The 19,443-nt window shown below is 61.6% G+C and carries 26 protein-coding genes; 10 read left to right on the top strand and 16 right to left on the bottom strand.

Annotated elements, in window-relative coordinates; all coding sequences use genetic code 11:
* Positions 1 to 19: 19 nt before the first annotated feature.
* The gene (locus HMPREF9695_RS11365; RefSeq protein ID WP_006021006.1) at positions 20 to 439 is read left to right on the top strand and encodes a hypothetical protein; all 420 of its coding nucleotides are present in this window, start codon (positions 20 to 22) and stop codon (positions 437 to 439) included.
* A gap of 59 nt (positions 440 to 498) precedes the next feature.
* Here the strand turns inward: HMPREF9695_RS11365 and HMPREF9695_RS11370 are convergent, their stop codons facing one another.
* Together HMPREF9695_RS11370 and HMPREF9695_RS11375 are read right to left on the bottom strand one after the other, a co-directional pair.
* Positions 499 to 1,335 carry an isocitrate lyase/PEP mutase family protein gene (locus HMPREF9695_RS11370; protein WP_006021007.1) on the bottom strand — a complete coding sequence of 279 codons (837 nt, stop codon included), beginning with the start codon at positions 1,333 to 1,335 and terminating at the stop codon, positions 499 to 501.
* Positions 1,336 to 1,428: 93 nt separating this feature from the next.
* A complete protein-coding gene (locus tag HMPREF9695_RS11375; protein ID WP_006021008.1) occupies positions 1,429 to 1,737 on the bottom strand; it encodes an NIPSNAP family protein in 309 nt (102 codons plus the stop codon).
* Positions 1,738 to 1,805: 68 nt separating this feature from the next.
* Between HMPREF9695_RS11375 and HMPREF9695_RS11380 the strand changes: the two genes are divergently transcribed.
* The 3 genes from HMPREF9695_RS11380 (at position 1,806) to HMPREF9695_RS11390 (ending at position 4,558) form a co-directional block, all read left to right on the top strand.
* Positions 1,806 to 2,495: an ArsR/SmtB family transcription factor gene (locus HMPREF9695_RS11380; protein WP_167540051.1), complete on the top strand. Its 690-nt coding sequence runs from the start codon at positions 1,806 to 1,808 to the stop codon at positions 2,493 to 2,495.
* Between the two features lie 93 nt (positions 2,496 to 2,588).
* Positions 2,589 to 3,455: a hypothetical protein gene (locus tag HMPREF9695_RS11385; RefSeq protein ID WP_006021010.1), complete on the top strand. Its 867-nt coding sequence runs from the start codon at positions 2,589 to 2,591 to the stop codon at positions 3,453 to 3,455.
* A 104-nt stretch (positions 3,456 to 3,559) separates the two neighbouring features.
* Positions 3,560 to 4,558 carry an alpha/beta fold hydrolase gene (locus HMPREF9695_RS11390; protein ID WP_006021011.1) on the top strand — a complete coding sequence of 333 codons (999 nt, stop codon included), beginning with the start codon at positions 3,560 to 3,562 and terminating at the stop codon, positions 4,556 to 4,558.
* 59 nt (positions 4,559 to 4,617) lie between these two features.
* Here HMPREF9695_RS11390 and HMPREF9695_RS11395 read toward each other — a convergent pair whose 3' ends face one another.
* From HMPREF9695_RS11395 to HMPREF9695_RS11405, 3 genes are all read right to left on the bottom strand, one after another.
* Positions 4,618 to 4,884, bottom strand: a complete 267-nt coding sequence (locus tag HMPREF9695_RS11395; RefSeq protein WP_006021012.1) for a hypothetical protein — start codon at positions 4,882 to 4,884, stop codon at positions 4,618 to 4,620.
* Between the two features lie 135 nt (positions 4,885 to 5,019).
* Entirely contained in the window at positions 5,020 to 5,352 is a 333-nt protein-coding gene (locus HMPREF9695_RS11400; protein ID WP_006021013.1) for a hypothetical protein, read from the bottom strand.
* Between the two features lie 88 nt (positions 5,353 to 5,440).
* A complete protein-coding gene (locus tag HMPREF9695_RS11405; protein ID WP_006021014.1) occupies positions 5,441 to 5,863 on the bottom strand; it encodes a hypothetical protein in 423 nt (140 codons plus the stop codon).
* Between the two features lie 197 nt (positions 5,864 to 6,060).
* On the opposite strand from HMPREF9695_RS11405, the gene HMPREF9695_RS11410 reads away from it, so the two are divergent.
* Both HMPREF9695_RS11410 and HMPREF9695_RS11415 read left to right on the top strand, forming a co-directional pair.
* Complete coding sequence (locus tag HMPREF9695_RS11410; RefSeq protein WP_006021015.1) at positions 6,061 to 6,318, top strand: GCG_CRPN prefix-to-repeats domain-containing protein; 258 nt, start codon at positions 6,061 to 6,063, stop codon at positions 6,316 to 6,318.
* Positions 6,319 to 7,246: 928 nt separating this feature from the next.
* Positions 7,247 to 7,720: a hypothetical protein gene (locus tag HMPREF9695_RS11415; protein WP_024920169.1), complete on the top strand. Its 474-nt coding sequence runs from the start codon at positions 7,247 to 7,249 to the stop codon at positions 7,718 to 7,720.
* A gap of 47 nt (positions 7,721 to 7,767) precedes the next feature.
* Here HMPREF9695_RS11415 and HMPREF9695_RS11420 read toward each other — a convergent pair whose 3' ends face one another.
* Positions 7,768 to 7,980, bottom strand: a complete 213-nt coding sequence (locus HMPREF9695_RS11420) for a hypothetical protein (protein ID WP_006021017.1) — start codon at positions 7,978 to 7,980, stop codon at positions 7,768 to 7,770.
* Positions 7,981 to 8,248: 268 nt separating this feature from the next.
* On the opposite strand from HMPREF9695_RS11420, the gene HMPREF9695_RS11425 reads away from it, so the two are divergent.
* Positions 8,249 to 8,710, top strand: coding sequence for a VOC family protein (locus HMPREF9695_RS11425; RefSeq protein WP_006021018.1), 462 nt, complete (start codon positions 8,249 to 8,251; stop codon positions 8,708 to 8,710).
* 28 nt (positions 8,711 to 8,738) lie between these two features.
* On the opposite strand, the gene HMPREF9695_RS11430 is transcribed toward HMPREF9695_RS11425, so the two are convergent.
* The 5 genes from HMPREF9695_RS11430 to HMPREF9695_RS11450 form a co-directional block, all read right to left on the bottom strand.
* Positions 8,739 to 9,374 (bottom strand): trimeric intracellular cation channel family protein, encoded by a 636-nt coding sequence (locus HMPREF9695_RS11430; protein WP_041711709.1) that lies wholly within the window; start codon positions 9,372 to 9,374, stop codon positions 8,739 to 8,741.
* 164 nt (positions 9,375 to 9,538) lie between these two features.
* Positions 9,539 to 9,850, bottom strand: a complete 312-nt coding sequence (locus tag HMPREF9695_RS11435) for a hypothetical protein (protein ID WP_006021020.1) — start codon at positions 9,848 to 9,850, stop codon at positions 9,539 to 9,541.
* A gap of 13 nt (positions 9,851 to 9,863) precedes the next feature.
* Positions 9,864 to 10,343, bottom strand: coding sequence for a hypothetical protein (locus HMPREF9695_RS11440; protein ID WP_208856385.1), 480 nt, complete (start codon positions 10,341 to 10,343; stop codon positions 9,864 to 9,866).
* Positions 10,307 to 11,467 (bottom strand): ATP-binding protein, encoded by a 1,161-nt coding sequence (locus HMPREF9695_RS11445; RefSeq protein WP_006021022.1) that lies wholly within the window; start codon positions 11,465 to 11,467, stop codon positions 10,307 to 10,309. Before HMPREF9695_RS11445 ends, HMPREF9695_RS11440 begins: the two co-directional genes overlap by 37 nt.
* A 96-nt stretch (positions 11,468 to 11,563) precedes the next feature.
* Complete coding sequence (locus tag HMPREF9695_RS11450) at positions 11,564 to 13,096, bottom strand: acyl-CoA carboxylase subunit beta (protein ID WP_006021023.1); 1,533 nt, start codon at positions 13,094 to 13,096, stop codon at positions 11,564 to 11,566.
* A gap of 173 nt (positions 13,097 to 13,269) precedes the next feature.
* Here HMPREF9695_RS11450 and HMPREF9695_RS11455 point away from each other — a divergent pair, with 173 nt between their 5' ends.
* Positions 13,270 to 13,680 (top strand): DUF4260 domain-containing protein, encoded by a 411-nt coding sequence (locus HMPREF9695_RS11455; protein ID WP_041712097.1) that lies wholly within the window; start codon positions 13,270 to 13,272, stop codon positions 13,678 to 13,680.
* Positions 13,681 to 13,714: 34 nt separating this feature from the next.
* Here the strand turns inward: HMPREF9695_RS11455 and HMPREF9695_RS11460 are convergent, their stop codons facing one another.
* Positions 13,715 to 15,052, bottom strand: coding sequence for an alpha/beta hydrolase family protein (locus HMPREF9695_RS11460; RefSeq protein ID WP_006021025.1), 1,338 nt, complete (start codon positions 15,050 to 15,052; stop codon positions 13,715 to 13,717).
* 85 nt (positions 15,053 to 15,137) lie between these two features.
* Here HMPREF9695_RS11460 and HMPREF9695_RS11465 point away from each other — a divergent pair, with 85 nt between their 5' ends.
* Together HMPREF9695_RS11465 and HMPREF9695_RS11470 are read left to right on the top strand one after the other, a co-directional pair.
* A complete protein-coding gene (locus tag HMPREF9695_RS11465) occupies positions 15,138 to 15,698 on the top strand; it encodes a TetR/AcrR family transcriptional regulator (RefSeq protein ID WP_006021026.1) in 561 nt (186 codons plus the stop codon).
* 44 nt (positions 15,699 to 15,742) lie between these two features.
* Entirely contained in the window at positions 15,743 to 16,048 is a 306-nt protein-coding gene (locus HMPREF9695_RS11470; protein WP_006021027.1) for a DUF3303 family protein, read from the top strand.
* A 3-nt stretch (positions 16,049 to 16,051) separates the two neighbouring features.
* Here HMPREF9695_RS11470 and HMPREF9695_RS11475 read toward each other — a convergent pair whose 3' ends face one another.
* The 4 genes from HMPREF9695_RS11475 to fliK all read right to left on the bottom strand — a co-directional run bounded on the left by HMPREF9695_RS11475 (position 16,052) and on the right by fliK (position 19,401).
* A complete protein-coding gene (locus HMPREF9695_RS11475; protein WP_006021028.1) occupies positions 16,052 to 16,453 on the bottom strand; it encodes a nuclear transport factor 2 family protein in 402 nt (133 codons plus the stop codon).
* 82 nt (positions 16,454 to 16,535) lie between these two features.
* Positions 16,536 to 17,369, bottom strand: coding sequence for a penicillin-binding transpeptidase domain-containing protein (locus HMPREF9695_RS11480; protein ID WP_006021029.1), 834 nt, complete (start codon positions 17,367 to 17,369; stop codon positions 16,536 to 16,538).
* A 155-nt stretch (positions 17,370 to 17,524) separates the two neighbouring features.
* A complete protein-coding gene (locus HMPREF9695_RS11485; RefSeq protein ID WP_006021030.1) occupies positions 17,525 to 17,791 on the bottom strand; it encodes an EscU/YscU/HrcU family type III secretion system export apparatus switch protein in 267 nt (88 codons plus the stop codon).
* A complete protein-coding gene (gene fliK, locus HMPREF9695_RS11490) occupies positions 17,788 to 19,401 on the bottom strand; it encodes a flagellar hook-length control protein FliK (protein ID WP_006021031.1) in 1,614 nt (537 codons plus the stop codon). Before fliK ends, HMPREF9695_RS11485 begins: the two co-directional genes overlap by 4 nt.
* Between the last annotated feature and the right edge of the window lie 42 nt (positions 19,402 to 19,443).

Raw genomic sequence — 19,443 nt, forward strand, 5'->3', positions numbered from 1 at the left:
ACGACTGGAGGATTGAATTATGGCAATCGAACGCAATCCCAACGATCCCTACAGCGCCGCGACGAACGATGATGTGCTTCGCCGCCGAACGGAACAAATTGATAATGAACTTCAGGCGGATCCCGAACTGGCTGAAGGTCCTGCGAACGGCGGGCGTATCGCATTGTTCGCGATCGCATTGGTGGCCGTTCTCGGCGTCGTATTTTACGGGCTGAATTCGTCAAAAACATCACCCGATGCGACTCCGACCGCGCAGACAACACCTGCCTCTCCTTCGGCGGCCGGCACCGCTCAGGCGCCTCGCGCTCCGGCTGGCCAGACCACCGGCTCGGCAATGAATCCGGCACGACCGGCTGCTCCACCGGCAGCTAACAACCCTGCTCCGGCAGTTCCGCAGCAGAACAACGCGGCTCCGGCTGGCGCGCCGTCAAGTAACTAATCACGAAGGCTGAACGTCAGGGCGGGCATCTTCGCGGATGCCCGCTCTTTTTCGTTCCGTCATTTCCGATCCTTCGCCACCTTGATGAAGAAGCCATTGATCTCCCCATGCGTCACGGCATGAGCCAACTCGGAGAACGATCCCTTCTCGGCGATCTCTCGCGCGGCGCGAAGAAATCCTCCCCACGCTGCACGTGCCAGCGCGCCGCCAATGCTGATCCGCCGCACGCCGAGGTCGGTGAGTTCAGCAACGGTCAGTCCCGGACCTCCCATCAGGACATTGATTGGCTTCGGGGCCAACTCTTTGACGACCGCTGCGATCTGCTCTTTGGTCCTGATGCCTGGGGCGTAGAGACAATCCGCACCGGCCTCCGCATAGGCCACCAGCCGCGCGATGGTCGCCTTGAGATCAGGCTGCCCGACCAGAAAGCTTTCGCAGCGCCCCACCAGCACGACGGCGCCGCCCTTTGCATCGATCGCCGCGCGGGCCGCGCGCATGCGCTCCACCGCAAGTGTCATCTCGTAGAGCGGTGCGGACAGATCTCCGGTCGAATCTTCGATCGACAATCCGGCCACGCCGGTATCAACACCACGCGCCACGTTCGCGGCTACGCCTGCCGGATCGTGCGCAAACCCCGCTTCGAAATCAGCATTCACCGGCAAATCCGTGGCATCGCACAGCGTCTTCAGATGCGCCAGGACATGATCGCGATTCACGTTGTTGTCGGAATGGCCGATCGACCAGGCCATGCCCGAGCTTGTCGAAGCCAGCGCCTTGAAGCCCATTCCTTGTAACAACAGTGCGCTACCCACGTCCCATGGATTGGGCAGCACGAAGCATCCGCTCTCGTGAAGTTTCCTGAAGTCCGCGCGCTTCTGCGCTGTCGAAACCGGCATTGGTCATTCTCCCAGCAAGTTTGTTTTCTGTGTCTTTGCTACATCGGACGATGCCGCTGATGCGATGTGAAATCAATCGGCCCCTGGGCGGTGTCAGCCCTGCACCTGCCGCAGAAAAGTCCTCTCCTCAGAGAGAATAAACCTGTGCTCCTGTGCGAAGTTGAAATTGGCGATACCTTCGCTATCGGCTCTGAGCCGCGCACGATAGGACTCATAGTCCGCGAGGCTTGGAAACGAGATCAGTCCGAACGCGATGTTGTCGGTGCCCTCGTGCGGCATCCAGTAGCCGAGCAGATCGCCGCCGCACTTGGGAATGATCGTGAGCCAGCGCTGCGCGTAGGCCTCGAAAAGATGGCGCCTGAACGGATCAAGCTGGTAGCGGATGAAAACGGTAATTGTCATGAGACACTCCTTGCCTTGACCGCAAGCTATCCGTTGCCTGCCGCGAATGCTTCGATTAAGGTCGAAGTATGAAAGCAGGACCGGACATGGCCGTGATCGCATCGCTTGTCGGCGATCCCGCGAGATCCAACATGCTGACGGCGCTGATGAGTGGCCGCGCGCTCACCGCGACCGAACTTGCGCAGGAAGCCGGCATCACGCCGCAGACCGCGAGTTCGCATCTGGCCAAACTCGAAGCGGGTCACCTCGTCGTTCCCGAAAAACAGGGCCGTCATCGTTATTTCCGCCTTTCGGGTCCAGATGTCGCTGCGGTGCTGGAGGGATTGATGGGCCTCGCCGCCCGCGCCGGCCATCTGCGGGTCAGGACCGGACCGGCGGACCCGGGATTGCGGCGCGCCCGCGTTTGCTACGACCATCTCGCCGGCGATTTCGGCGTCCAGATGCTCGACGCCATGACCGAAAAGAAGCTCCTGCGCACGCACAAGGGCAGCGTAACGCTGACGCCGGAGGGCGAACGATTTGTCGCCGATTTCGGCATCGACCTGTCGGCACTCGACGGAACCCGCCGCCCGCTCTGCAAGACCTGCCTCGACTGGAGCGTACGGCGCAGTCACCTTGCGGGATCGCTGGGCGCAGCGATTCTGTCGCGTCTTTACGAATTGAAATGGGCCAGGCGCGAAAAGGGCAATCGCGTCGTGACGTTTTCGCCCAAGGGCGCCGACCGGTTCACGGCGCTGTTCGGCACGAAGAATGATTAATGCAACAATCCGGTGTTGACACACACGCGCAAAAATTGGCGTAATTCGCCGCGCATTGCGCTTTGACTTCCTTCATTTCTGAGCAGGTGTTCCATGTTTCGCTGTGGGTTAATCGCATTTGTCGCGCTGTCTTCGGTTACCTTTCCGGCGACAGGCTGGGCCTATGAGATCAAGCCGAAAGTGCCGGAAACCGCGTTTTCCCCGAAGCTGCAACCCGACATCGTCGGCCTGTCGAGCAGCACCGAGGGCAGCAAGGCCTCGCCCCTGTTCGAGGCCTATCTGAAGGACCTGCCGGGTGTGAAGCCGGAAACCGCCCAGCAGAAATTCGGCGGCACCAACGTGACCTATGTCACCGCGATGAAGTTCACCCTCGCCCCCACCAGCACTCATCCGGGTGAATCGATGCTGGCGGTGTTTTCCTCTCCGGCCAGCGCCAACCGCGCTTATTACATCTCGCGCGTTCTCGGTTTTTCCGCCGAGAAGCAACCGTCGAAGGCCGAGATGATCGAACGGGTCACCGCGAAATACGGTCAGCCGACCGCGATCGGCGACGGCCGCATGTATTACTTCTACAAGGCCGGCAAGGTGATGTCGGTGAAGCAGAAATACACCCCTGCTTCCGCGCTTGAGGCACTCAACGCTCCGCTCAATCCCAAAGCTGCCGTGGCGCTCAACGATGCCAATGGACGCGGAAGCTGCGTCGCGGAGCTGAAACGCGCGCAAGCGCTGGAAAAGACGCTCGACAAGCTTGTCACCGAGGCCAAGGCGGCGAATTGCGATGCCCTCGTCTCCGTCGAGATTTTTCCCGGCATCACGCCGGATCGCGTCAGCAAGGCTGAATTCACGCTGATCGACTTCAAGCAGATCATCAGTGCCGCCAAGATCGATGCCGACGCTTTCGCCGCCGAGAAGAACGAGGCGCTCAACAAGACTCCGCTTGGAAACGCGCCGAAACTCTGACATCGCTTTCTGCCCTCACGGCATTGTCATGAGAGCAGAACGCGCCGTGCTTTACCCGGATACCCGACGGCGCTAACGGTGCCGCCCGTATCCGGGAGAGTCTCATGAGATCGCTATACCTTTTGCCGTTCGCACTGCTGTCGCTCACCGCCGCGCATGCGGCCGAGCCTGTCGCGAAGGAACCCTACGGCATCGGCCTCGAAGGCTTCGCCTATCCCTACCCGGTCAACATGCTGCCTCTCACCAATGAGGGTGAGCAGGTCCGTATGGCGTATATGGATGTCGCGCCAGCGACACCGAACGGCCGCATCGTACTCCTGCTGCACGGCCGCAACTTTCCATCGAGCTACTGGGCGCCGGTGATCAAGACGCTAACCGGCGCGGGCTATCGTGTGGTGGTGCCCGACCAAATCGGATTTGGAAAATCCTCCAAGCCGGCCTTCGACCTGCATTTCGATCCGCTGGCGCGTAACACCATCGCGCTGCTCGATCATCTGCAATTGCAGCAGGTGGACATCGTGGCGCATTCGCTCGGCGGCATGCTCGGCGTCCGCATCACCCGCGCTTACCCTGCCCGCGTCTCCCGCCTGCTGCTGGCCGCTCCCATCGGACTTGAGGACTACCGGCTCTACGTGCCGCCGACGCCGACCGAAAAAATTCTCGAGAACGAAGACAAGCTGACCGCGGACGGGTACCGGACGCAGCTCGTCAGCAACTACTCATTGAAGCTGCCGCCTGAGGCGATCACGCCGTTCATCGATGCGCGTTTCAACATCAAGGGCTCGTCCGAATACCCGCGCTGGCTGCGCGCCTTCGTCAATTCGGCACAGATGATCTATCGCGAGCCGGTTGCGCACGAAATCCCGCTGATCGACCGGCCGACGCTGTTCGTCATGGGCGAAGACGATCACAATGCGCCCGGCAAGCCGAACGCGCCGGAAGCGCTGCGGCCGAAAATGGGACATAACGCCGATCTCGCCAAAGCGCTGGCGGCGAAAATGCCGAACGCGAAGGCCGAGGTGATCCCGAACGTCGGGCATCTGGTCTTTCTCGAAGCCGAATCGAAGTTCAATGAACTGATGCTGGGCTTCCTCGCGAAATAGACGGCGCCAAAACGAAACCCCGGCTCGTTGAAGCCGGGGTCCGTCAGCTCAACCGCTGATTACCAGCGGCGGCGCCAGTACCGCCGGCGATGCCGACGCCAGTGGCGACGGCGCCATTGCACATTCTCAGGTGTGGCGCGCGCCAGATCGTCCTGATCGGCAACAGCGGGCTTGGCGCTCAGATCGGGCTCGGGCTTCGGCCCATTCATCAAATCCTGATGCGGGGCCAGCATCGGAGCGGCGCTTGCGGCAGTTGCCGCCGCGGCGATAGCTCCAGCGCTGGCGGCGAAGCCGAACGCGAACTTCAGGAAATTACGACGTTCCATCAACTATCTCCTTGTGAACGTTTTACGGCACCGAATGTCCCGCAAGAAGGACAAACGCAGTGAAGCGTGATCGTTCCCTGGCAGCTTCAATAATTTTGTCCCGGGCAGACGCATCTCCTCGCATGAGGTACGTCATCACCAGTAGCGGCGACGCCAGTACCGGCGGCGATATAAGCGACGGCGGCGGCGCCATCCCCAATATCTGCGGCGGCGCCAGTATCTGCGGCGGCGGCGCCATCCCCATCGGCGACGGCCCCAGCCACGGCGCCGGCCCCAGCGGACCTGCTCGACCTGCGCTTCGTTCAGGTCGTCGTCGTTGGCGACGGCATTTTGCGGAAGCTGATCCGGCTCGATCGGAGTGCCGGTGAGCGCTTGCGGCGCGAGCGGCGCGGCACGCGCGGCTGCGATGGTGGCCGCACCTGCGGCAGCGACACCAAACGCGAACTTGAGAAAAACGCGGCGATCCATGGTGCGTCCTCTGATGTTCTGCCCGACAGCAGAATTCAGCAGCGCGCATGAATGGAAACTGAACCGTTTCAGGTTTCGCGCCGCGATGTTATTTCTTCTGCCGGTCGATGAAATCCTGACCCTGCTTCTGTAATTTTTTGATCAGCGCGTCGGATTCTTCTTCCTCCGACTTGTCGTCGGCGGGTGTGACCGGCGTTCCATTCGGATCGCGGCAATTGACCTCGGTGCCCTTGACACGGACCCAGGCTGCGCTGCCTTTGCTTACGTCGGTGCACATCACCTGATCTTTAGCGCCGCCGGGCACCGGCTTGACGCACACCACCGTCCCGAACCCGCCGGGCAGCGCCATGTCGCAGTTGACCTCGCACTGCATCTTCTTCGATTCGGGATTTGTGAACGCAACCGTCACCGTACGTTTGTCGTCCCCGAGCTTGCAGATCGCGGTGACATCGGCTGCCATGGCCACGCCCGCGGCACACATCAGCAATCCCGATAGAATAAATGTCTTCATGAAAGTGAGTCCCCTGCCCCAGGCGTAATGCCTTGTCAGTGGTCGCAACCGGGCCACATTCGGTTCATCTTGTATCAATGTTCGAAAGAATAATGTCCCTCCGCCGGCCCGTCGCCGGCGAACAATCTTCGGCGCCTCCGGCCAGCCCCGGCCGCTCCGAAACGCATCGCGATTTGATCACCCTAGGAAGGACCCCCATGAAAACATTGTTCGCAGCAGCGCTTCTCGCCGTTTCTGTCGCCGGTTTCGGCACGGCCAACGCAATGCCTCTGGCTCCCGCGTCGGGCGCCTCCGCCGATGTGATTCAGGTCGCCGGCGGTTGCGGCCCCGGCTTTCACCGCGGCCCGTATGGCGGCTGCCGCGCCAACCGTGGCGTCGTCGTCGTTCGTCCGCCGGTCGTTCGCAAGTGCCGCTACTGGGGCCCGGGCCGCCGCGTTTGCCGCACCTGGTGGTAAGCACTCCGCCCCGCGCTATCGAAACCCCGCTTCGGCGGGGTTTTTCTTGCTCTCTCGTCGTCCCCGCGCAGGCAGGGACCCATACTCCCTGAATCATCGTGTTGTTGGGAGCGGGACAACTCTTTCCTTCGTCATCATAACGCTTAGTGGTTATGGGTCCCCGCCTTCGCGGGGACGACATCGGTAGTGTTGCGCGATCGCGCGCACCATCTTCTCCGGATTCAGTTTTCAAACAGCTCGCACCTGCAGATGCGCGCCATCGCCCCAGTTGTTATGACGGCGCGGGGGCGCCCGAAGCTCTCGTTCGTTCCTCCCTCAAGATGAGGGCGCGCGGAACGCCGGATGCGCGAGCGCATCCGCAGCCCCGTGTGCAAAAGTGAAAAAGCACACGAGCGTAGTCACCACGGTCACGCCGTTTGCATCCGGCGTTCCGCACGCGGTGGGGCTCCGGCTTGCTTCGTGCTCTCCCCGGTGGACGATGCTACGTCACCGCATCCCTGCTGAGGGTTTCCGCCTCCGGTTGGAAGCAGCTCTCTGCCGGACTGACGCCAGCTTCGGGCGTCGGGACCACACGACTTGGGCCGGCGCGCACAGCGTGGTTCGTCTGCCGTCGCTTGCATCGCTCACACGCCTCCGGATGTTGCGCACGCCCTTGCGGGTGCGTGCGCGCGATCCGGGCTTGCGCCCTGCAACCCTCGCTCCGGCCTGACGCTGCCGCGCCACCGCATCCCGCCCCGCGTATCGTGACGATCGCGAAACGCCCCTCATGACGGGGCAGGACAAATAGGAATATAATCCAATTGCGGGAATTGTCAATCCGCGAGGTATCGAATGGGTATCTTCCGATCCGCGCCGGACGGTCCTAAACAGGCCCCGCCAATTTTTCACGATGCTGAAGGAACCTTTCGCGGTTCCGTGGTTGGTACAGATGGCAGACAGCATCATCCCCCACCGGACATACCGTTCCCGGACCAGCCGGGTCGCTCATGTCATCGAACGCGTCGGACTGTCCATGGCCGGCGCGTCGTGCGGCCTGTTCGTGGCCGCGCATGTCGCGAACGCACGCGTCGATGCGCTGGGCTCCGTGAGCATGAGCCTCGCCCTGATGATTCTTGGTGCAATCGGGTTCTATCTCGGGATCGATGTGCCCCCTCACCGCAACGCCAGACTGCATCTGGCACGCGCACGCGCCGACGAACCTCCGCCGTCCACCGACCCCGTCGAGCTTCTGAGTTCGGCTGGAACCTTTCTCGCCGCCATAACGGCTTTCATATCGGTGTATTCCATCGTGACAGACGCCGATACAACCACCGCGACATCGTCATTGCTCGCATTCGGCTGGCTGCTTGGCGTGACGATACAGATCGTGGCCGGTCTGACGGCGCGCATGCGGAAAACTTGAGAGAATTTGAATCGAACCGGCGTTGCCCCGCAGGGCGTGCGTCGGCTTCAGGACGTCTTTCCGCGCCCGGTATGCGACGCGCCGGTTTTCATGACCATGGACGCGCCAAGCGCTTCGCGTTGTTTTTTCAGGGCATCGCCCCGCGCCTTCGCACACAACGCCTTGTCATAAGGCGTCGGCTGCCTCGGCCCCACCAGTTCGACGCGCGACACCATCTGCCGGGGCATGTTGCTGCCATCGGCAGGTGGCTGATTGATCATGGGAGGTGGCTTGCGTGATGACATGCCACATAAACGCGCAGGCTCCCTGAAAGTTTCCTGGAACAAATCGCGCGGCACAATTTAATCTCAATCGCGCCACTGTGACGCAGCAGATTTGCTCACGGTTCGGCCCGTTCATGGTCCCGTCGCAATTGCGGACGAAGCTCCCGCCGGCAACCCGCCATGACCAGGCGCGGCAGCCGGTTGCCGGATCATGTCCGGGCGCGGATTATTCTCGTCATTCTTCTTCCAAACGAGGAGTTTGCTCATGGCTTCCAAGGTCAACCCCATTCCCCAAGGCTTCCACACCGTCACGCCGTATCTCATTGTCGATGGCGCGGAGAAGGTGATCGGCTTTCTGAAGAAAGCCTTCGATGCCGAACTGCTGCACGAGATGACCAAGCGGCCCGACGGCACCGTGATGCACGCCACGCTGAAAATCGGCAACTCGATGGTCATGATCGCGGACTCGTCCGAACACGCCAAGGCTTCGCCGGTCATGCTCTATCTGTATGTGCCGGACGCGGACGCCGCCTACCAGAAAGCCATCAGGGCCGGCGCCACCTCGATCATGGAGCCGATGGACCAGTTCTACGGTGACCGCTCCGGCGGCGTGAAAGATCCTGCGGGCAATAGCTGGTTTGTCAGCACGCATATCGAGGACGTCAGCGCCGGCGACCTGAAAAAGCGCGCGGAGGAAGAACTCAGGAAGCGCAGCAAGGCGGCGTAAGCGCCCTGCACCGGCGCGGGCCGGACGCTCAGTGCGGCCCTTCGCGCTCGTAGATGAACTTCGGCATTTCCCACTTGTAGCGGATCGCCAGCAGGCGGAACGTCAGGCCGAACGCGACCGAGCCGATCACCACCGCGACATGCTCGGTGCCGAATTGCGTGCCCGCGACATAGATCGCGCCGGTCATCAACGAGACACTGGCGTAAAGCTCGCTGCGGAACAGCAGCGGCACCTCGGTACACAGAATATCGCGCAACACGCCGCCGGCGCATCCGGTGATCATTCCCGCCACCACCACGATGGTCACCGGATGCCCCATGCTCCGCGCAACGTTGCAGCCGATGATGGTAAAGACAACGAGCCCGATCGCATCGAGCACGAGAAACAGAGTGTGAAAGCGATGCACCACGCGCGCCAGCGCGATGGTCAAGAGCGCCGCGCCGCCGGTCAGGAACAGCAGCGAGGGATATTTCACCCAGAGCAGCGGATAATGCCCGAGCAGCACATCGCGTAGCGAACCGCCGCCGAGCGCGGTGATGCACCCGAGCATCGCGACGCCGAACCAGTCCATCTTGCGCCGCCCGGCCGCGAGCGCCGCCGTCATGGCCTCGGCGACCATGGCGAACAGACCGAAGAAGAAAAGGACTGATTCTGCGGGCTCCATGACGGAGGCGTAGCATAGATCGGTTGCTGATGCAGGGCGGGAGCAGCGAAACGCCTGCCGCTCTACGCTCCCGGTCATCCCCGCGAAGGCGGGGATCCAGACTAGACTTGCCGGAAGGAGAAAGACGTGGATGGCCGGGACAAGCCCGGCCATGACAAAGTGAATTACGCAGGCCAACTCTCCGCCTGCACCATGATGTCGCGCGTGCGCTTCACCTCCGGCCAGTCGCGGTCGAAATCGCGGATCAGCCGCTTCATCTCCTCCCCGCCCACCGCGGCATTCAGCGACGCGCGGTCCGGGAATTCATACATCGCCAGATGCACGGCAGGATCGTTGGCGAGCCAGTAGCGCCACGCGCGCTTCGAGCCGAACGACTTCACCGCATCCGGCAGATGCTCGCGCGAATACCACGCATCGAACGCAGCGCGTTTCGATTCATCGGGGACAGTGGCGCGGACAACGAGGATGTGGGGCACCTATATTAACCTTTTACGCTGACTTTGGAAAATTCAGATCGAACAAAATGTTCAGAGTTTTCGCAACCACGGCGCGATAATTCTTTATGTCTCGATCAGTCACATCCACCGTCGCCCTCTCATGAATGAACTTATTTCGAAGTCCATAGTAGTGCTTCGCCTTCTCGATCAATTCCTTTGGAATATCAACTCTTGATTTGATCTCGTTCAAAACGAGATGGCGCTTAGAAAATATTTCAGCGATTTTTGCATCGTTATATTTCGGAAATGGAAAAAGATCCGACCGATGGACAATGAATTCTTTGAGAGCTATTTCAAAATTGCTGTCCAAAAGTATCAGTATAATTCTGTTCTTCGTTTCAAGATTTAACCTATCAATTAGCTCGACCGCCCCCATTGCCTCGACCAGACCTAAAGTCCAAGGCATAGCGTCTATCTGATTTTTGTTTCGAGACTTCAGCTTCTCAACCGATGGCCTTTTTGCTTTCGGCAAGGAGGCAAATGACTCCTTAAGCTCGCCCCAGAAGGCGCTGGTTCAATCTCCTCAATTTCCCCTGAACCATGGCGAAAAACATTCTTATCCCAGTCGTCCTTTAGTCGCCGTGAAAGCGTACTGAAATGCCCCACAAGAGGCACCAAAGTTGGCCGCACTTTTTGGAAAAGTACATGACTCCAATTGATCCCGTTCTTGGTGCTATTCCACGGCATCAGCCGCGCCGGACCTCTTAATTTTACGATTCCCCGACAAAGAGAAGCATCAGGATGAGGCACACCCGCCTCTTGCGAATTAAAATAACCAACCTCTCTAGACTTTAGCTCTTTTACGATAAGCCGATTGTTGCAATAGAAATAAACGCCATAATTATCTTCCTCGGCGACACGATCCGTAATCAATCCGACAACTATCTCGGCCTCCACTTGTCCTTCATCAGGAATATGGACAACAAATTTTGCAATTTTGGGACTAAACCCCTTCGGATAAGCCCAATTCTCAAACTCTTCCGCATCTATCGGCACGCCATTTAGGTTGATCGTGCACCCGTGTTTTATGAACCAACCGTATGTCTGACCGAAATGAACCCGAAGACTACCAATGTCTGTACTAACTATAGATGTGCGCAGTCGTGATATTTCAATCTGCGTTGTACCCTTTTCAATGCTAGGAATTTCGTAAGCTGCAAGATGCCAGTCGTCGGACTCTAACCATTCCTTTGTTATATTTAGTTCAAGACTTCGCTCTGCCTTAAACCTCGTTTTGATATCAACACGCTCTCCGAGAGCAATGCCCGCACGCTTACTCCCGACTCCAAAAATTCCTATTACCTCGGACTTGGGATCGTTCTTACTGCCTCCAGGGGCAAGAAGCAGATACAGGTCTTCAAATCTCACGCCGCCGACATCGTCTTTAACGACGATAAGCTGCTGCTCCGTGTTTAAATCCACATCAATGGTTGGAAGTTTTTTCTGGCCGCTTCGAAGCCAAACATCGAGAGCGTTATCTATTAGCTCGCATAAGCCGGTTTTCAGATCATAGTCGCTTATTATTGACCAAAACATCCGCTTCTCGGGTGTTCCGTCGATCGGACCAATTTCTGTCTTTATTCGCGCGCCATCCATGTAAGGCCCCCCGACCCAAATGCTCGCATAACGAGCATCCAATCACGGGAACCTTCTCTCTCGCAAGAGACGCGGCATGCTGCGCTGCGATAGCGCTTACAACGGAATGTTGTCGTGCTTCTTCATCGGCACGTCGACGTGCTTGTCCTTGAGCATGGCGAGCGCGCGGGCGATGCGCTTGCGGGTCGAGTGCGGCATGATCACGTCGTCGATATAGCCGCGCTCGGCGGCGACGAACGGTGACAGGAAGCGGTCTTCGTATTCCTTGGTGCGCGCGGCGATCTTTTCCGCGTCCCCAATGTCCTGACGGAAGATGATTTCCACCGCGCCCTTCGCGCCCATCACGGCGATCTGCGCCGTCGGCCAGGCGTAGTTCATGTCCGCGCCGATTTCCTTCGAGGCCATCACGTCGAACGCGCCGCCGTAGGCCTTGCGCGTGATGACCGTGACCAGCGGCACGGTGCACTGGCTGTAGGCGAACAGCAGCTTCGCGCCGTGCTTGATCAGCCCGCCGTATTCCTGCGCGGTGCCCGGCAGGAAGCCCGGCACGTCCACGAAGGTGACGATCGGAATATTGAAGGCATCGCAGAACCGCACGAAGCGCGCAGCCTTGCGCGAGGCGTCACTGTCGAGCACGCCCGCCAGCACCATCGGCTGGTTGGCGACGAAGCCCACCGTCTTGCCCGCGATGCGGCCGAAGCCGGTGACGATGTTTTTTGCGAAGGTGTCCGCGAGTTCGAAGAAGTCCCCCTCGTCCACCACCTTCAGGATCAGTTCCTTGATGTCGTAGGGCTGGTTCGGATTGGCCGGGATCAGCGTGTCGAGCGACTCTTCGGTGCGCTCGATGTCGTCGAAGCTCGGCCACTCCGGCACGCCGTCGGTGTTGTTGCTTGGCAGGAAGTCCAGCAGCCGGCGCATCTGGAGCAGCGTCTCGACGTCGTCGCTGAACGCGCCGTCGGCGATCGATGACTTCGTCGCGTGGACGCTCGCGCCGCCGAGCTCTTCCGCGGTGACCACTTCGTTGGTCACGGTCTTCACCACGTCGGGGCCGGTGACGAACATGTAGCTGGTGTTCTTTACCATGAAGATGAAGTCGGTCATCGCCGGCGAATAGACGTCGCCGCCCGCGCACGGGCCCATGATGACGCTGATCTGCGGGATGACGCCCGAGGCGATCACGTTGCGGCGGAACACATAGGAGTAACCGGCCAGCGCCGCGACGCCTTCCTGGATGCGCGCGCCGCCTGCGTCATAGAGGCCGATGATCGGCGCCCGCGCCTTCAGCGCCATGTCCTGCAGCTTGGTGATCTTCAGCGCGTGGGTCTCGGACAGCGAGCCGCCGAACACGGTGAAGTCCTTGGCGAACACGAAGGTGGTGCGGCCGTTCACCGTGCCCCAGCCGGTGACCACGCCGTCGCCGGGGATCTTGGTCTTGTCCATGCCGAACTCGACCGAGCGATGCTCGACGAACATGTCGAACTCCTCGAACGAGCCTTTATCCAGCAGCAGCTCGATGCGCTCGCGGGCGGTCAGCTTGCCGCGTGCGTGCTGCGCCTCGATGCGCTTGTCGCCGCCGCCCTTTTTTGCGCCCGCGCGGCGTTGATCGAGTGCTTCGAGGATATGCTTCATGGATTTCGTCCCGGTGTGTTCACGGGCGGCGGACGCCGCCGTTCTTGGATGGTTGGGCAGCTTTCTAGCACGCTGTTTGGGCGGGAGAAAATGGCCCTGCTGCCCCGAAAATGGCGGGTCTGGCTGGCCTGTGGCGCGTGCTAAAAGGCGTCCTTTACAGGGATTCGCAAGCCATGACCGAGACCACGACGACCCCGGCCCCAGGCAGCGCCACCGGCGGGGTCCGCACCCTGCTCCGGCTGGAGGGCGCGGCGCTCGCCGCCGCCTGCATGGTGTTTTACAGCTATTTCGAGGGCTCGTGGTGGATGTTCGCCCTCCTGCTGCTGGCGCCGGACCTGAGCTTTCTGGGCTATCTCGCCGGTCCGCGCGCGGGAGCCGCCGCCTACAACGCCGCCCACGCGGCGATCATCCCGATGCTGCTCGGCATCTTCGCCATGGTCATGCCCTCGGCGCTGGCGATGCACCTGTCGCTGATCTGGTGCGCGCATATCGGGATCGACCGCGCGCTCGGCTACGGCCTGAAGTACGACACGGGATTTACGTTCACCCATCTGGGGCGGATCGGGAAGGACGCGGGCCGATAGCCTGCGCCCTCCTCGACACATTATCTACGCATGGTCACGCCAGCGTTTCGTCCAGCCAGTCGAAGATGCGGGCGTTGGAAAGCCGGCTCGCGCCGACCTGACAATGCGCGCCCGCGCCTTCCGCGTTCGAGAAGTGGATCATGGTCTTGCGGCAGGTCAGATGATCGAACAGCTGCTGCGGCTGGCCCTTGAAGAACAGATCGTCTTCCGGGTCCAGCACCAGCGTCGGGCAACTGATCTTTTCCGCGATGCCGTCCTTGACGTTAAACTCAAGCGCCTTGGCGAAATAGCCGCGTGGCGTTTTCGCGCCAGTGCAGTACATGCCGTGGGTAATGGCCCAGCGCGAGACCGGCGATGCCTTCATCGCGGCTTCAAGCGCGCGATCGACCTCCGGCGCGTGCTCGGCGCGCAGCGATGCGTCAAAGGCATCGGACTTGTCCGGCGGAACGCGGGCGGCAGCGCGGTGGACTGCGCCGTAGTCATAGAGGCCATCGTTGGCCACCAGTGCCGCGATGCGCTTTTCGAAAGCCGCCGCGCGCGGCGCAAGCACGCCGCCGAGGCTGATGCCCATATACGCGATCTTCTTCGGATCAACCCCCGGCTGCTTGAGCGCAAAGTCCACCACCGGCGTGATGACCTTCTCCCAGTCCGGCCGGAACACCAGACCTTCGCGATGCAGCGGCCCGTATTGGCCCGGCCCATCGAAGGCCAGAACATTGTAGCCGCGCTCGACACCGGCACGCGCGCCCGAGAAATGCATCTCTTCCACCGAGCCGTCGAAGCCGGTGTGCATGATCAGCGTCGGGCGCGGACGGCCCGAGTCATCGACGAGGTGGAGATAGCCCGGCAGCGTGGTGTTCTCGTAAGGAATCTCGATATGCTTGATCGGCTGGTCATGAAGCGCCGCACTCTGCTTGTAGGTCTCCACCGACAGCTTGTAGGCCCGCGTGACCCGCGGATCTTTCGGGTTGGCATGGAGGAAGAACTCGGACGCGAAGTAATAGGTGCTGGCGCGCAGGAAGCTGTCGCGGGCGCTGACGCGGTGGCCGCGTGCGAGCTGATCGGTCCCCTCCTTGGCCACCTTGTCGGCGGTCGCATTCCACTCGTCGTACCAGCTGTCGTAATCCCCGGCCTTGATGCGGGACGACGTCGCCAGGACCTCGCCGAACAGCGCGCCGCCATATTCCGCATTCCCGAAAATCCGCTGGGTCTCGAACCAGAACTGGACGTCGTCCGCAAACAGCGGCGGCTTGGCCGCCGGAGGTTTCGGCGCGGCCGCTGCGGCCGGCGGCGCGGTCTGTGCGACCGCAAAAGTGCTGGTGGCCAAGGTGGCCAGCGATACGCCGAGTTCCAAAAGTGTCCTGCGATCCATGGGTTCCTCCAAATTGTTTATTGGCGCCCGCTACAATGGCATCAGATAATCACTAACGCAAATTAATTTGCATTAAGGAAGGCCCATGATGGGGAAAACCCGGCCCGGCGGACGGACCGCCCGGACCAAGGAAGTGGTCTTTGAGGCCGTCGCCGCCCTGATCGCAGAGCGCGGCTACGGCAACATCGCCATGACGGACATCGCCGAGCGCGCCGGCGTGGCGGCCACGAGCCTGTACCGCCGCTGGGGCGACGTGCGCGTGCTGGTGCTGGAAGTGGCCGTGGAAGAGCTGATGCGCGAGCGGCCCCTGCCCGATACCGGATCGCTGCGCGGAGACCTGATCGCCTGGGGCCGCTCGATCGCTGCGGGCCTCGCCAGCCGCGACGGCTCGTCGTTCTTTCGCGCGCTGATTGCGACCACGATGCCGGCCGGCGAGTACGAATCGGCGCGCCTGGCAACACTCGCGCCGCGCAGCAAGCAAATCTCGACCATGCTGGCGCGCGCCCGCGAGCGCGGTGAAAAAACGCCATCGACATCCGAAGTGCTGGATCACCTGCTCGCGCCGCTTTATGTGCGGGCGCTGTTCGGCTCGCCTGCCGACGAAGCCTTCGCCGAAACCCTGGTTGAGCGGCTGCTGGCCAGATAGGACTTAACGCTGCGCAATATTCCCGCGCACAGAAAGATCAGGCCATGCTGTTTCTTGTCATTTCCGAACCGCGGCCCGAGCGGCCATCCGATGTGGCCAAGGCGCGGCAAGGTTTCTGGCCGTGGATGGAGACGTATCAGTCGCAGGGAATCTGCAAGCACATCTATCCGCGCGTCGGGCGCGGCGCGGTGGCGATCTTCGATGTCGAGAGTAACGAGGTCCTGCACCGGATTCTGAACGAATGGGCGGACATCATCCCCGCCCGGTTCGACACCTATCCGCTGGTCGATCTCGCCGCCACCAAGGCCGTGCTGGCGGCGCAGGTGGCAGGGAAGACGGCAGAGGAATAAGTCTCACGCCTTCGGCGGACGGCTCTGCACAAAGTAGCTCGACTTGTGCACCACCTTGCCGTCGCGGAGCGTAATGACGTCGACCAGTTCCATGGTCACCGGCGTACCGTCGGGCTTCGTTGCGGTAAGAATCGATTCCGAGACGAAATGATCGTCGCTGCCATAGAGCGCGACCGGCTCGAACTTGATTCCCGGCAATCCTGAGATGTCCTTGCCGAACTGCTCGGCGACCGACTCCTTGCCCTTGTAGACCTTCGGGCTGCCGTGGCGCTGATAGCTGGTGTCGTCGGCATGAAACGCCATGATGGCTGCAACGTCGTGGGCATTCCACGCGGCGTTGTAACGCGTGGCGAGGTTTTTCCACGACGAGGTCGGCGCAATTTTCGCGGCTGCTGAAGAGGACATCAACTCACTCCCTTGGCTCATTATTCTTTTGGATTGCCGCGAGCCTAACCGGTTTCGCGCGGGTGCGAAACCGGACAAAGTGTCAGATGGCTCCTATGTCGCTGAGGCATTGCTGCGCGATCTTCATCCGGCTGGCGATGTGCTTGTCCTCGCGGATGTCGAGGTTGAGCGCGAACACGGTCTGCGCACTGCCCTTCTCGGCCCAGCCGACCAGCCAGCCGAGGCTGGCCTTCACACCCTCGACCGCTGTCCTGTCATCGACGCCGATCAGGCCCGTCTTGGCGCGGATGATGCTGTCGCCTGCCTTCGTCACCGGCAGAATGTCGGCAGTCAAATCCTGCGCGCGCTTCGACACCGGCAGCGTCCGCCGCCGCAGCTTGTCCACGAATGCGATCTGCTCCAGCGGCGAGATGCGCAGGTCACCCGTCAGCCAGAAGCGATCGATGCCGCCGCCGATGTTGCGGTTGCCGTACTCGAACGTATCGACATACGTCTGCATCCGCTCCGCGCCGATGCGCCGCGCGATCTGCTGATAGACCGGCACCACAGAAGCCGCGATGGCGGTCCGCATGGTGTGATCCTTGTTCCACTCGGGGATGCTCCGCGTCACGCCATCCCACTTGAAGATGTCCTTGTCCGGATCGGCGACGACGCCGGTTTCCAGCGCAATGACGGAATTGGCAATCTTGAAGCTGGACGCCGGAAGGACAGCCTCGCGGGCGCGGGTGTTGTCGCTGGCGATGACATGCTGATCGTCGGCCCGGAATGCCGCGAAAGCGCCAACGGTGCCGTCGTCGGTGAAATACTTCTGCAAATTCTTGCGGACTTCGTATCGCGGCACGCCAGTGGCGAATGCAGGTACCGGGATAACGGCCGCAGCGGCGGCAAGCGACAAGACATGACGGCGATTGATCATGATCATCTCATACGAATTGGCGGCGCTAATTGCGCGGCGCATCGTGGTTAAATGATGACGGTTCCAGTCTTCGTCATTGCGAGGAGCAAAGCGACGAAGCAATCCAGCTTCAAGCTTGGATTGCTTCGCTTCGCTCGCAATGACGATAACTAAATCTAGCGCAGCCGTCCCGTCAGCCGCATGACGAAAATCAGGACTTCCGCGACGCCCTTGTAAAGCTCTGCTGGAATCTCGTCGCCGAGTTCGACATTGGACAGCGCGCCCGCCAGCACTTCATTCTCCTGAATGGGAATGTCGTTCTCTTTGGCGATTTCGATGATCTTCTCGCCGAGCGTGCCCTTGCCCTTGGCGACGACGCGCGGCGCACCCTTCTTGTCGTAATGCAGCGCGACCGCGAGACGGTTTTTGATATCGATGCTCACAGCGCGCGATCCAGAAAATGCCCGGCCGGGGGCGGAGCGGACTTCGGTGGCGCGCCCTCGCCGATCACAATGTCGCCCGGCTCCAGCGCTGCTTCGCGCAGCGCATGCGACAGTTGCGGCGCATTGATGCGCAGTTGCGCCGCCGTCGCGGGCCGCTCGGCCCACATCCGCACCGACGTTCGTCCATGGCTCAATGACACCAGCGCGTGCACCGGCCCGCTCGGCTCGACATCGAGTGAAAAGCGCGCCCGCCAGACGCGGCTGGCCGCTTCGGCTTCGCTGCCTGCGCCATCGCGCGAAATCTCGAACTGCGCCACCGCCGTACCTTGCGCCGTGGCGAACGGAATCTCGAAATTCCAGCGCGGCGCGGTCGGATCGTTGCGGACGCCGGGCACATCCAGCGGCAACGATGCCGCCTGCAACAGCGTCTGCCGCGCCAATGCGGCGTCGGTATCCTCGATCAGGCGATGCGCGACCGTCGCCGGGGCATCGTCGGGCGCGAGCGATGGCAGCGCGACCGGCTGTGCGGATGTTTCCGAACCGCGGAACGGTGGCGGCGGCACATTCGTGCGCGCGATCGCATCGTCATTCCCGGGCATGCGGGTCACACCGGCATGCGCTTCCGCATTGAGAAGCTTTGCGACCTCGTCCTGCACGCCTTTCGGAAATGCCTGCAGCACTTCCTGGAGTGCCGTGAGCCCGGCGCTGGCCGTGGCTGCGCGGTTGGCCGCCGTCGGCAGCGGTTCGTTCGGCGCGTAGATGCGGACCTTGCCGTCGAGTTCGGCGGCGTCCTCGGCGATGCGCGCGGCGGCCTGCGGCAACAAGATGTCACCGGCTTCAATCTCCGGCGACAACGGCGGCGCTGCGGACGGCGGCACGTTGGTCGGCTGCGGCGACGCTGCCGCCTCCTGCGCCGGCGCGGTGCCGAGCCACGACGCCACGGTCTGGCGGAAGACGATCAGCGCGGCCTTGAGGTCGGGACCATTGGAAGCCTGCGATGATCCGAGGCTTTGCTCGAGGAAGAGACCTGAATTGCGGAACGCGGTCCTGAGCGCATCGCCGGTGAGATTCTCGCCAAGCGGCGTGCGCTGGGCGAGCAGTTGCGCGGCGGCCTGTTGCAGCGTTTGCGGCAGTGCCGGTGACGACGCCGCAACACCGAGATTTGCGAACAGCGGCGAGAGACTGCCCTGCCGTGCGGCGGCGCCCTGCACCGCGGCCGACACGGCGAGCGCTTCGAGATTGGTCAGCACGCGGCCTGCGGCTGCGGCCTGCACCGGCACATCGGCCTTCGGCACGCTGACCGTATCGGCCTTCGCCGCACCGGCTGATGCCGTGGCCACGGACGACAGCGCGGCACCCTCGCCCGGCACGATTTGAAGCCGCACACCCTGCGGCGTCTGCGACACTGCCAGTTGCAGCACCTGGCCGGGCTGCAACGGCACTTCGGAGAGGACTTCGATTGTCAGATTCGCGATCGCAATGCGGACCAGATTGGCGTCGAGCTGCTTGAGCACGGTCGCATCGATCACGGTCCCCGGCTGCAACGCCACGCCCGCCGCTACGCTCTGCGCGGCGACGACCGGAAACACGGGATTGATGGCGATCGACATGATGGAGGCCTTGTTCGGCCGCCAAGCTAGACCAGCGTCGTA

Source organism: Afipia broomeae ATCC 49717 (assembly GCF_000314675.2).
In the GTDB taxonomy this organism is placed as follows: domain Bacteria; phylum Pseudomonadota; class Alphaproteobacteria; order Rhizobiales; family Xanthobacteraceae; genus Afipia; species Afipia broomeae.